The sequence below is a fragment of the Planktothrix sp. PLAVEN19ND genome, from assembly GCF_057220675.1.
In genome coordinates, this window is sequence record NZ_JBXVTP010000002.1 from 85971 (window position 1) to 97806 (window position 11836).

Annotated in this window: 10 protein-coding genes; 7 read left to right on the top strand and 3 right to left on the bottom strand. The window is 39.9% G+C overall.

Annotated features, from left to right (window positions below; all coding sequences use genetic code 11):
• Nucleotides 1-23: 23 nt before the first annotated feature.
• The 3 genes from AC2D3N_RS24440 (at nt 24) to AC2D3N_RS24450 (ending at nt 2638) form a co-directional block, all read left to right on the top strand.
• Nucleotides 24-1226: a hypothetical protein gene (locus AC2D3N_RS24440; RefSeq protein ID WP_484693798.1), complete on the top strand. Its 1203-nt coding sequence runs from the start codon at nt 24-26 to the stop codon at nt 1224-1226.
• 91 nt (nt 1227-1317) lie between these two features.
• On the top strand, nt 1318-1926 hold the full coding sequence (locus AC2D3N_RS24445; protein WP_484693799.1) for a hypothetical protein: 609 nt from the start codon (nt 1318-1320) through the stop codon (nt 1924-1926).
• 22 nt (nt 1927-1948) lie between these two features.
• Entirely contained in the window at nt 1949-2638 is a 690-nt protein-coding gene (locus AC2D3N_RS24450; protein WP_484693800.1) for a hypothetical protein, read from the top strand.
• A 59-nt stretch (nt 2639-2697) separates the two neighbouring features.
• Here the strand turns inward: AC2D3N_RS24450 and AC2D3N_RS24455 are convergent, their stop codons facing one another.
• The gene (locus tag AC2D3N_RS24455; protein WP_484693801.1) at nt 2698-3708 is read right to left on the bottom strand and encodes a DUF5895 domain-containing protein; all 1011 of its coding nucleotides are present in this window, start codon (nt 3706-3708) and stop codon (nt 2698-2700) included.
• Nucleotides 3709-3916: 208 nt separating this feature from the next.
• Here AC2D3N_RS24455 and AC2D3N_RS24460 point away from each other — a divergent pair, with 208 nt between their 5' ends.
• The 3 genes from AC2D3N_RS24460 to AC2D3N_RS24470 all read left to right on the top strand — a co-directional run bounded on the left by AC2D3N_RS24460 (nt 3917) and on the right by AC2D3N_RS24470 (nt 10026).
• On the top strand, nt 3917-5818 hold the full coding sequence (locus AC2D3N_RS24460; protein ID WP_484693802.1) for a type IV secretory system conjugative DNA transfer family protein: 1902 nt from the start codon (nt 3917-3919) through the stop codon (nt 5816-5818).
• Between the two features lie 173 nt (nt 5819-5991).
• Nucleotides 5992-6420: a hypothetical protein gene (locus AC2D3N_RS24465; protein WP_484693803.1), complete on the top strand. Its 429-nt coding sequence runs from the start codon at nt 5992-5994 to the stop codon at nt 6418-6420.
• A 159-nt stretch (nt 6421-6579) separates the two neighbouring features.
• Nucleotides 6580-10026, top strand: a complete 3447-nt coding sequence (locus tag AC2D3N_RS24470; RefSeq protein WP_484693804.1) for an NACHT C-terminal alpha/beta 1 domain-containing protein — start codon at nt 6580-6582, stop codon at nt 10024-10026.
• Between the two features lie 44 nt (nt 10027-10070).
• Here AC2D3N_RS24470 and AC2D3N_RS24475 read toward each other — a convergent pair whose 3' ends face one another.
• Together AC2D3N_RS24475 and AC2D3N_RS24480 are read right to left on the bottom strand one after the other, a co-directional pair.
• Nucleotides 10071-10886, bottom strand: a complete 816-nt coding sequence (locus AC2D3N_RS24475; protein ID WP_484693805.1) for a hypothetical protein — start codon at nt 10884-10886, stop codon at nt 10071-10073.
• Nucleotides 10858-11346 carry a ParB/RepB/Spo0J family partition protein gene (locus AC2D3N_RS24480; RefSeq protein WP_484693806.1) on the bottom strand — a complete coding sequence of 163 codons (489 nt, stop codon included), beginning with the start codon at nt 11344-11346 and terminating at the stop codon, nt 10858-10860. The genes AC2D3N_RS24475 and AC2D3N_RS24480 overlap by 29 nt, the downstream gene beginning before the upstream one ends.
• A 258-nt stretch (nt 11347-11604) precedes the next feature.
• Here AC2D3N_RS24480 and AC2D3N_RS24485 point away from each other — a divergent pair, with 258 nt between their 5' ends.
• Nucleotides 11605-11766 carry a DUF6364 family protein gene (locus AC2D3N_RS24485; protein ID WP_158442920.1) on the top strand — a complete coding sequence of 54 codons (162 nt, stop codon included), beginning with the start codon at nt 11605-11607 and terminating at the stop codon, nt 11764-11766.
• Nucleotides 11767-11836 lie beyond the last annotated feature (70 nt).

The following is an 11836-nucleotide window of genomic DNA, read 5'->3' on the forward strand; positions in this document are numbered from 1 at the left end:
AATCAAAATAATCCGATCTATCAATGAGCAGAAGATTATTATTAAAATCGGGGCAATTTGGGCTGGCGACTTTCAGTTTAACGTTATTCCTGTCAACGGGTTTCCATCAATCCCAATTAACCGCGACCCAAACCAATATTGATGCAACCGAACTGCCTACTCGAATTTTAGAAATCCCTAGTGTTAATCAACAAGGAAACCCCACTTTCACTCATGCCCTTGTCCCTGATTGGACACAAATTTCTTTTTCCCAAATGCCCCCTATTAGTCAATCCGGTTCTAATCAACCTAAAGGACAAGAAACTGAACTTAATCGAACCTGGACAACAGGACAAACACCCGATCAATTTCTAACATTAGGAGATATTAGCCCAGCATTAAAACCAGAACTTTTATCAGTGGGTTTTATTGCACAGCAAACGGGACTAAATTTAGAGCAGGTTGCTTTAAGTGCTTTCCCCCTAATAGGTCAACAAACTTTAAACCAACTGATTGAAGCAATTCCCCTTTTAGCTCAATTCAAAGTTGAAGAGATTGCGCCAGTAGCAGACCTACTCACCACCCAAGCTGCTAATCTTAATTGGAGGAATCAAACCTTAACTCAGGTGCTCAGTAGCAACCCCCAGCTTGGAGAATTAAAACTCGGACAAATTGATTTGTCCTCCTATTCAATGTCTTCTCTTCCTAACTTAGAAAGTACACAACTCGGTGCATTGTCAGGATGGCAAACTACTCAAATTCAAGATGTACCAGGACTGAACACCTTACCCCTATCTGATTTTCCTAATTCTGTGACTGAATTCGGTGATTTAGTGATGCGAATTGATACCATTTATGGCCCCGCAGAAGGACGACGAACTAACACAATTTCGGGTTCTGATGTTGAAGGGTTTTCTGTTAATTGTCAGGGGAGTCAATGCGCTTACATCGAACTGGATGATTTAGAAAATATCGGTCGCAGTGCGCGGGGTTCCTTGGAAGGGAAACAATGGATGAGTGGGAAATACCAAGAAGTTGAGGGCGGTTGGGGTTGTCTTCAGGGAATCAACGGAGGTAAGGAACCCACAGGTAGATTACCTTTTGGTAGTGCTTTTAAAGTTGTTGTGATGGAACCTGACGAACAAACCGACACCGTATCAACAGCTTTATTCTTTCGGTTTCTGTTCTCCCTGTGGTTGCTCTCCGTATTTTATTGGGCCCGTTCCCTTCTTCACCTATCGAGTTAATTCTCCCATTTTTGTTGGAGTGTTAGAACCCTCGCCGCTTGGATTTTCCTCGATACCAACACAAGCAGATGTTTCAACAGAATCTTCTGTTATGTCCCCAAAAAGTTTGCTTTCTCCACGTTCTCGTCAGACTCAATCAAAGTTAACTTATGGACAGGTGCAAGGCGTTAATATTGAAGTGTTGTCTGAAGCGATCGCGAGTTTAGAAAGCAGCAATTTAGACTTAGCCATTGGCCCTTATGTTTGTGCAGATAACAATCGCAATTGTGGTATGGCTTTAGGCAAATATCAATTAATGAGTTACAACGAATATGCAAGCGGTGTAATTGCCTCAAAACCTGGAGGAGAAACATTTTTAGCCCAACTTGCTAAGGGATATCAACCCACAGAAACAGAACTATTTCAATATTTTCCCCCTGGGGATCAAGAGGCGGTATTTGTCCAAAGTCTCATTGATAAACTTAACGCTACCGTTGCAGAAATTGACCCAACAACAGGGCAATTATTTGAGGGTGAACGCTTAATTGAACGAGTCGCTCAAAAACACTTTGGCGGCGATTCTTCTCAGGTTGATGGTCAAGCCACAGATGCTTTTGGTCGGTTGACCTTAAAAAGTTATGGTCTTGATGTTTTAGGACGTTATCAAGTTAATGGTGGAACCGTTATTAGTACCAATACCAGCTTGAATAGCCAGAGATAAACCCGTTAAGGAGGCTAAATAAATGTTACTAAGAAATAGACGAAAACCCAAAATTATTGTTTCTAATCATTCGATTAATGCTCGATTAAGCCCAAAAGTTTTTGTATTACCTAATCGAGCTTTAATACCTGTGTATAAACCTCAAAACATAAAACCTAAACCGCCTCGTTCTTTTTTATGGGTAGGAAGATGGTTTCGGTTTGGAGTAGCGTTGTTTCTGTTCTTATCAATGCTATTAGGAACAAGCGGTTGTAGTTCAAACCCGACATCAGTATCTTGGTTAAAAGCCACTGAACTTGTTTCAGTTGATTTAGTCAAAAGAGTGATTACTGAAAATTCTCAACTCAATCCTCAAGAAGTTTTATCCACTGTAAACGCTTTTATCGTAAAAGGAAAAGCAGGTCAGCTAATTGTTTTTAACTTCAATCATCAAGGAGTATGTGGAAAAGCCAAGTGTTTATATGTTGGTTATCTAATTTCTAAAAATACTACCCCTGTTCCTGTATTAACAACCTATCTAAACCCTAACTTACCTCCCCAAACTCCATTATTTAAAATCGTGAGTGATCCTTCCCTCTCCTCGGATTTACCTTGCTTACAAATACAGCAATCTATCGGAAAGAGTATGCGACAGACTAAATGGTGTTTTAATAATCATCAATACCAAATTGTGCAAACTTCTGTGATTGAATCTACTGCTAAACAAAAGTAAAAAAATCCCCTCGTCCTAATGGAAAAAGGGAATTTTATAGGAAATAATTGGAGAGATCTTTATTCATCCATATCTTGATCAAATTCATCCAAATCTAAATCTTCATCAAACTCATCATCATCTTCAACAACAGATGCAATAATTTTACGAGGAGGTTTAGAGGAAGCGATTGCTTTTTTCCCATGTTCTTCCTCAGAGAAAGAAGGAGGAAGAACTTGAATTTGAGGTTCAGATGTTCCAGGTATTGCAGGTGTTTCTGTAAACCCTAAAATGGTATCATGTAGACCCCAAATTGACTTTTTCTGCTGAGTTTTTCCTAGATAGAGCGAAGGAAAATTGTTAACCGTTGGTTTAATATAGCTAACGGTTTTACAGCAGTAGCTTTTATTAGAACCTTCACCTTCCTTGACCCCTTTAAATTGTACATCAAGAATACCCAAACTGCGCCATTTATCGTTTTTGCTACTAAAAGGAATTTGCAAGTAGTCAGAAAAGGCTTTTTCTAGTAAGCGATAAAATTCTTCTCGAACCGCCTTAAAACTCCACAATGCAACATTCTTAAACCTAACCACAATCGGAGTATTGTGTAAAGGACGGTTCATTTCATCTAAAAAAATGAGCGCGTGTTCACTAACAACATCCATTATCTTTTTATTCAGTTGACTTTTGTATTCTTCATACAAGCCAACAACACTACCTCCCAAATCAGGAATATCGTTTTTATAACGAATGTATTCAGGAATAAATGCTAATACACAAAAGCGACATTTAGACAGTAATAAACCCGTTACATCTTCTGTTAAACTAATGGTTGTCATTTCCTCATCGGTTGGGAAAACTAACCAATTCGCTTTTTCTAATTGATCTTCGGGAATCAAAATACCCGCAACTTGTTCATTAACAACAATCCCATAGGGAAGAATGGGTCGTCTAACAAAATTGTAACGGGATTCTAAAAGTTCTGAGTCAATTTCAAAATTCAGGTTTTCGGGCTGTAAAGAAGTTTGATCTTCAGCCCTTTTTAGATTCGTAGAGCTTTTAGCTCTGACTTTACCATTCGTCTTAACCATTTAAAAACAGAGATAAATTTTCCGCCCTTACAAGGCGGTAGCCTCCCCTTAACAGTTATCAGTTAACAGTTAACAGTTGGGAGTTATCAAGCAATTATTTTAATTCATTCTTGAGGTGTAATTCTAATTTTAATTTAATCTGTCTTGGGTTTGAATAGTGAATTGCTTTTAATTCAGTAAATTAAGGATAATTTATTGGAGTTGTAATATGAATAATTTTAATCCGATTTTGGCTCAGACTTCTCAAAAAACAGAACAACCCCTTCCTTTATTTTCATTAGATTTTAAAGGATTGTTTCAAGAGTATAATAACCCAGAAGGATATTTAACCCTAGGGATGTTTATTGTTCTACTGGTAGCCTCTCGATTTATAGGCGGGAGTCGAGGAAAAATTACCACCGGAAAACAATGTGGAACCCTGGAAAAAGTAGGTGCAACTCGGTTAGCACTTCAACAAATTAAAGAGAATAAACATAATAAAGTAACGTTGTGGTGTGGGAGTCCTCGCTATTGGTGGCGGGGATTAAAATTAAGAGGTTTTGTAGCAACTTTTCAAACTGCTTTAGGAGCTAGTCCAACGGTTTGGTTACCCCATGCAGAACGCTCAATTTTAGTGATTGGAGCGCCGGGATCTGGTAAAACATTTTCAACGATTGATCGAGCAATTGAAAGTGCAATGGTGCAAGGATTTCCGATTCTTCTTTATGATAAAAAAGGAGATCAACTTAAACTTCATGCTCCTTTAGCCGCTCGTTACGGTTATAAAGTTTGGGTGTTTGCACCTGGGGAAGCTTATTCAGGTGTAATTAATCCCCTCGATTTTATGAAATCTCCTCAAGATTCTGTAATGGCGGGAGAAATTGGTCAAGTTATTAATCGCAATGCAAGTTCTAATCAAGGAAAAAGTGATGAGTTTTTCTCAAAAGCTGGAGATTTATTAGCTAAAGCTTTACTGCAATTAGTGAAAGGTTCAAAGTATCCTGATATGGCAATGCTGTATGCAATTTTGAGGTTGCCGAATTTAGTGAAACGGCTTGATTATGCGATTCAATCTCGGCAAATTGATGAGTGGGTAGCCACGAGTTTTAATCAATTTTTGAGTGCGAAAGATGCTGAAAAAACCATCTCAGGAATTCTAACAACTGCCGCCGGAACGTTTAGTAATTTTATTCAAGCTGATTTACTGCGAGCTTTTTTGGGGAAATCGGATATTCCGACTCGGTTTGAAGGTCGTCAAATGATAATTTTTAAACTTGATGATGAGCGGCGCTCTGTTGTGGGGCCTTTGTTGGCGGCGGCTATTCATTTGTTGGTGGTTTCTAATTTAAGTCGTCCCCGAAAAGATCCGTTGATTATTTCATTAGATGAATTTCCATCAATTCGATTAGAACGGATGCCACAATGGATTAATGAATATCGTTCTAATGGAGCTTGTTTTCTGTTAGGAATTCAAAGTTTGGAACAACTTTATGAAGGGTATGGGGAGAAAATGGGAGCAGCGATCGCCTCTGCTTGCAGTACCCACATTCTATTTAACCCTGGAAATACGGACACGGCAAAAAAATATTCAGAGCGTTATGGTGATCAAGAAGTTTTGATCAAAAGTAAGTCTACCAGTCGGTCTTTTGGCGGTCAATCTGCCAGTAATCGCTCGATTAGTTGGAACGAATCTCTGCAAAAAATGCCTTTATTTTCCATTGACGAAATTTTGCGATTTCCCCAAGGACGATGTGTGATTACCAATCCCGGTTACAGTTCCGGTGGCGAAGGGTCGATTCCTTACGCCCTGACAATCCCCATTCCTAAAGCGGATTTGAAGCGCAAAGATGAAAGTGAGGCGCTCTGGGATGAACAAGTTAGACCCCGTTTGGAAAGTCGGGTTAAACTGACTAATCTTGAGGGACTTACAGCCGCATTATACGAGCGTATAGAGGAGGCTGAACGGATGTTACCGTTACCCGATCCTGGGGGAAATGTTCCCCCGCAATCGCCAGACCCATCGGGGACAACCAGTAAGTATGGTTCAGATCCTTTAGATGCGATCGCTCATCAGACAGGACGTTCCAAACGAGTTTTTTCTACTGGAGGGATTGGGAAACGAGAAGAGTGATCCTTCACCAATGGAAAATTTTCCATTGAGGTTGGGGATTAGTTAAGAGCAATTTGACTAAGTTGTTTGAGAATGTGAAAAACGCGGACTGAAATATTAGCTAGGGGTTGTAACCCCTGACAGGTCTTGCTATGCTCTAAAATTAAGTAATCAATTATCGCTCGAACTTACAAATGGAACCTATTACTGTAGCAACCGCGCTCGCAACCGTACTGGGAACAAAAGCTTGGGAAAAAATTGGAGAAAATTTTGGAGATGCGGTGACTCAATGGGTTGAAAAATTTTGGTCATTGCTCAAACACGAGTCTCCAGATACGGCGAGTGCGATCAAACTTGCGCCTGAGCAACCTTTAGATTACGGTCAAGCAATGCTGGAAGTGCAATCAGTAGCTGCTCGAAATGACGAATTCAAACAAATATTAATCCAATTGCCAGAAGTAGCAAAGGCAGATCCAAATCCCAGACTTGCCGAATATATCCAAGCGGAAATGAACAAGCTCCAGTCCCAACAACCATCCATCCAAAACCTGAACTGGTCGAAGTTGCAAGAAAAGGGAGTTATCAATCAGGGTAATATCGAGAACCAGACTAACAATTTCTGACTGCATCCGTCCTTTGAGAACGGGGCAAAGTCGAATCTCACCGAGAATATCGAAGTTAAATGGCGCGATATCTGCGACAAAGTTGTAGCAACTCAACAACTCCGTCGCCAAGCAACAGCACAACAATATGAATTAAATATTTACGTTCCCTTGGGATTAATGGAACGTCCCAAAACACCAAACCCCAGAAGAAATGCCACAGGGGAAGACTCGCCACCGCAGAAAGAACCAGAACTGCAAATCGTCCAAACTTATAAAGATGATGCTTTTTTCCAGAAAGTTATTGCCGAAAATCACACCGAAAAACGTAAGCATATCGCCATTATTGGCGAACCAGGTGCGGGGAAAACTACGCTGTTAGGAGAACTGGCGGGACGTTTGTCAAAAAATTCCCCGGAATTTCCGATTTGTATTCGATTAGCAGATTTACGTTCTAGCACAATTGCCGATTATTTACTCAATAATTGGCTTTCAAAAGCGCTGCAATTTATCGATGTTGAAGCAGAAAATGTCACCCCAGAAATTAGAAAAGCACTCAAGCAACTTTTCGCTGAAGGTAAGGTGTGGTTGCTGTTGGATGGGGTGGATGAAATGGCGGCTGCTTCCCCTATCGAGGCGTTAGCGAGAATTCAGAAACAACTGACAGACTGGGTGGGTAAGGCGCGGGTGGTGCTAACTTGCCGTTTGAATGTTTGGGATGTGACGATTAGCAATACCCTGACGAATTTTGATACTTATAAAACTTTGGAATTTGAACCGGATGATGTGGATGAGTTTATTGGCCAGTGGTTTGAAGAGGCAAGTCAGGATGAAAAACGGCGCAATTCTGGCAATGAAACTTTTTGGCTAGAACAGGGCAAACGCTTAACAAGACAGTTAAAAGAACCGGGAAAAGAGCGAATCAAAGAACTGGTACGCAATCCCCTGCGGTTGTCGATGTTGTGTCAGTCTTGGTGCGTACCCGAACAGGAATTGCCCGAAACGAAGGCGGCACTTTACGAGCAGTTTACCACTTATTTTTTTGAGTGGAAACAAGAGGAATTCGAGAAGAAACAGCGAGTATTAAAGGAGACGGATAAAAAACAGATTCAACAAGCTTTGGCAAAGTTGGCTTTAGCGGCAATGGAAAGCGTTAATCGGTTTCGGATTGAGCAAGATTTTGCCATTGATCAGATGGAGGAGGAGTGGTTTAATTTAGCAGATGAATTGGGATGGTTGGTTTTAGTTGACAGGGATACCCGCACGAAAAAGCCTGTTTACGCTTTCTACCATCCGACGTTTCAGGAATATTTCGCCGCTTGTGCAATTGCGGATTGGCACTATTTCTTAAATCACCAAATTCCCCCAGTTTCTTCTTGCAGTTACCACATTTTTGAGAGGCAGTGGAGAGAGGTAATTTTGCTGTGGGTGGGGCGAGGGGAGATAGAACGAAAGCAGAAACAGGAATTTATTGATGCTTTGGTTAATTTTGATGATGGATGTAGAAGATTTTATAAATATCGAGCATTTTTCATTGCAGCACAGGGAATTGCCGAGTCTGGTGATTTTGATATGAGTACCAAGATTGTTGAACAACTTGCTTATTGGAGCTTTGATAATTCTAATTTACTGTGGCAAGAAGCGAGAAAAATACTAGAGCAAACACACAGAAAAAAAGCCATTTCTGTTTTACAGAAATTGTTGTGTAGCTGTGAAAACGACTCTATTTCTGTGCAAATTGCTTATACGTTGGGGCAACTTGACCAAAATAATAAAGCTGCTATTAAGCATTTGAAAAAACTATTAGAGACCTCTGATAATAAACTGTTATGCCAAGTAGCATATAGTTTAGAAGAAATTGATAATGGCAATCCAGATGCCATTGCTGCTCTTTTTAAACTTTTAGAAAACAGCGAAGACAGCGACATTTATAAGCAAGCAGGTCATACATTGGAGCAAATTAGTAAGTATAATGCAACCGTTGTTAGTAAATTAAAAGAATTACTATCTAGTAAAATTGTAAAAATTCGTAACCGAGCATTTGATGTACTGTACAATTTAGACAAAAGCGATCCACATATTATCGCTTTTTATATAGAAAGATTAGACAACCCTAAATATAATTCTACTCGCTGGGTTATTGCTCGAAATCTAGGAAAAATTAATACAGTCAATCAAGATGTAGTTAATGTACTAAATAAGCTTTTAGATATTAGGGAGTCAGAATCTACTCGTATTTGTGCTGCTGAGAGCTTATCTAAATTTAAATCAAGCAAGCAAGAACATCCTATTGCTACTTTAAAAGAAATAAGCTATAACAGTCAGTATTATCTTAAAAGATGTTCTGCTGCTAGGGTTTTGGGAAATTTTGATGATGCCAAGCAAGATGCTATTGAAATTTTAAAATCCCTTTTACACAACAAACATCCTAAAGTTCGTCGGTGGGCTGCTGATGATTTAGGGCAATTAGACAAGGGAAATCCAGATGCAATTGCGATCTCAAAACAGCTTTTATTAACTTGTCAAGAACCTGAAGAAATGCAGCAAATTGCTTATGTTTTAGAAAGGATTGGTCAGAAAAATCCTGTTGTAGTTGATGCTCTACTCCAACTGATGTACGAGCGTAAAAATGAGCATGGAGTTGTTCTTTTAGCAGCTAGTAGCTTACTTAAACTTGCTCCTAGTAATCAAGATGCCATTAATCCTTTAACTATAGTATTGAACACCTGTGAAGATCAGTTTATGCAATGGCGAATTGCTGATACTTTGTTGCAGTTAGACAATAATAATAAAAATGCCATAGATGTCTTAACCGAATTGTTGCATACTTGTAGAGATGAATCACTTATTATAGATACTATTATTAGTTTAGGTAAAATTAGCAAACATAACCCAAATGTAGTTGATACTCTAATAGAGCTTGTATCTAATACCAATAATGAAAATATCTTTTTGGTAGCTTCTTCTTTTCTTCGTTCGATTAAGGATTTTAATTCGCTTAAAAATATAGTTTTCAAGTTAAAAGATACTCTGACAGAACCAATTTATAAAAATCAGTATAAACGCTATAAGGAATGTTTTGAGTTTTTATGGCACTGCACCGAAAATCTGCCCTACCCCGACTTCTATCAAGCTTGGCACCAAGACACCCTTACCAACGCTGCAACAGCAAACCTCAACATAGCAAACTTACCCCAAGTCTTTGCCGAAGCTATTAACAATCAACCAGAATTATGCAGCAAAGTAAAGCTAATTTGCATCGACACACACCAAATCATCGACCCCGAAAATCCCGCCTCAGAAATTTACGACCTGATGCTAAATCAAAAATGTCCAGAGTGGCAGAATGGGTATCCAGAACAAATGCAAAAACTCAAACTTTATTGGAATTACCTGCGTCGCAATAGCACAAATCCCCTGTTTTTCATCTGCTACGATTCCACAGCACTCTCAGCCAAACCCACAGGATTTAGCCTTCCTTTTTTGACAGCATTGAGCAAATTTGATGGCGCGATTTGTGTAGTATCAGAAAAAGTGGATATTCCATTACAAACTTTTTCACCAAGTCAACCCGATTTAATTGCAGATATTGTAGGTTGGATGATGGAAAAAATGCTCGAAGAATAGAGGAATTTGTCTATAGATTAGCTTGTTTTTGCCTTTTATTATATCTAAAAAGCTTGCTCAATAGCTCGATGTGCTAGTTCAATTTGTTCGACCGCATCAAGATAAGTTAAAGTGGCTGCATCCCAGGATAACCGTTTTTGCATTCGGTTTAAAATCATTTTTCCAAATTCATGCACAGTATCAAAGCGTTGCAATCTGAGAATTCGCTCTGCAACTTGGCAAAAATCTGGCTGGGGATTTTCAATCACTTCGACATCGGATAAAAGTAGCGATAAAATCTCGCTTCCCATATCAACCTTGACGGTCATTCCTACGGCCGTAATTCGACCCCAAAATCCATTCCATTTCCGTTGAGGAATTCTCTCTTTGGGTACTAAAGGAATTTTAATCATCACCCAAGTTCCAATGGCGGGAGTAAATTCTTGTTGAGTTGTTTTAATATCATCTGGTTTGTCTGTTAGGGATTGATTTTCTGCGGAAGTTGGGGATTGTGAATCGGGTTCTGCCTTCATATCAATAGGGTTAAAAATTGTCTGCGCTTTGAGCAAAATTTTAGCTTGTTTGGGGGTTTTTGCTGCACCTGTGGCGATCGCATCAAGAATCATTTTCCGTTTCTCCTCCGGTATCTTCGCCAACTGATACCCCGCATCAATACTTTGCTGATTCATCATCTCCAGCCAAACCTCTGCCAGTTTAGGTTCATCTGTGTGGAGGAGATCCGCCGCTTGAATCGCTACACGCCCTTTTCGATAAGTCCGACCACAGCCTAACCCAACAATCGCTGCCACAATATTCTCAGTCAGTTGCATTTGTTTTCCATTCAAATTCAGATTAAACCTCGCCAATGGAAAATTTTCCATTGAAGGGTGTTGAGGATTCTGGGATAGAAACTGTATCTGAGTCGGAAGTGCGTGGCGTAGTTTGAAAAGCGTAACAATTTCTGAGTTTGCGGGCGAGGGGTTCTACAATCATACCTTCTCGAATTTTCTGCACCGTTGTCTGTTGTCGCTGACGGTTTTCTGCAATCAAGACAAATAGTTCCTCGTCTTCGCTTTCAAAGTGGCAGACTTGAACCGGAGCTTTTTCCCACCCCAACGCCAGCAAGGTTCGCCAACGCCGATGACCGCTAATAATCGTCCCATCGGTTTTGATTAGTAAAGGACGAACATAACCTTTGAGGGCGATCGCCTCCATCAAATCCGTCAGATTCTCGTTGCGACCGTAGATCGCCTCATTGCGAGGATGGGGTTTGAGGTGATTAAGCGGAACGTACTCAATCACCTCAAAGCTTTTCAGCGATTGCGTTTGGCTTATATTCATAGTTATCGCCCTGACGTTTATCTGGGGATTGAGCTTGCTGCCAGTATCTCCTTAAGATAGCATAATCATCATACGTTTCATAAAGATCATACTTTTAGGCGAGTTAGGGTGATCGTTACGAGTAGAGACGTGCCAATAACCTTCGGCAATAGCCTGACGGCATGAACCAGCTTCGCCCAGGCGCGTCTGTACAGGAAATGTCGCGAAAATGCCTCAGAAAGTGCAATATACTAACAGAGGATTCGCAAGGAGGATGCAATGGCAAGAAAACGAATTACCTTATCTTTAGATGAAGATTTGCTGGAACGAATCAAACAAGCGGCACAAAAAGATGACCGCAAAATCAGTAATGAGGTGGAGAGAATCTTGATCAAGCACTATCCCCCAGAGCATAATTTTGCTCAATCCGTTTCCAGTTGATGTTTTAGCAATCAACTTTCAAGTTCTATTAAATTTGATATTAATAAAAAAATAATCCCAGAGTTTTGTT

Excerpts from the sequence above, each read along its gene's own strand:
- AC2D3N_RS24440 (WP_484693798.1), top strand. The coding sequence starts at position 24 with ATGAGCAGAAGATTATTATTAAAATCGGGGCAATTTGGGCTGGCGACT.
- AC2D3N_RS24445 (WP_484693799.1), top strand. The coding sequence starts at position 1,318 with ATGTCCCCAAAAAGTTTGCTTTCTCCACGTTCTCGTCAGACTCAATCA.
- AC2D3N_RS24450 (WP_484693800.1), top strand. The coding sequence starts at position 1,949 with ATGTTACTAAGAAATAGACGAAAACCCAAAATTATTGTTTCTAATCAT.
- AC2D3N_RS24455 (WP_484693801.1), bottom strand. The coding sequence starts at position 3,708 with ATGGTTAAGACGAATGGTAAAGTCAGAGCTAAAAGCTCTACGAATCTA.
- AC2D3N_RS24460 (WP_484693802.1), top strand. The coding sequence starts at position 3,917 with ATGAATAATTTTAATCCGATTTTGGCTCAGACTTCTCAAAAAACAGAA.
- AC2D3N_RS24465 (WP_484693803.1), top strand. The coding sequence starts at position 5,992 with ATGGAACCTATTACTGTAGCAACCGCGCTCGCAACCGTACTGGGAACA.
- AC2D3N_RS24470 (WP_484693804.1), top strand. The coding sequence starts at position 6,580 with ATGGAACGTCCCAAAACACCAAACCCCAGAAGAAATGCCACAGGGGAA.
- AC2D3N_RS24475 (WP_484693805.1), bottom strand. The coding sequence starts at position 10,886 with ATGGAAAATTTTCCATTGGCGAGGTTTAATCTGAATTTGAATGGAAAA.
- AC2D3N_RS24480 (WP_484693806.1), bottom strand. The coding sequence starts at position 11,346 with ATGAATATAAGCCAAACGCAATCGCTGAAAAGCTTTGAGGTGATTGAG.
- AC2D3N_RS24485 (WP_158442920.1), top strand. The coding sequence starts at position 11,605 with ATGGCAAGAAAACGAATTACCTTATCTTTAGATGAAGATTTGCTGGAA.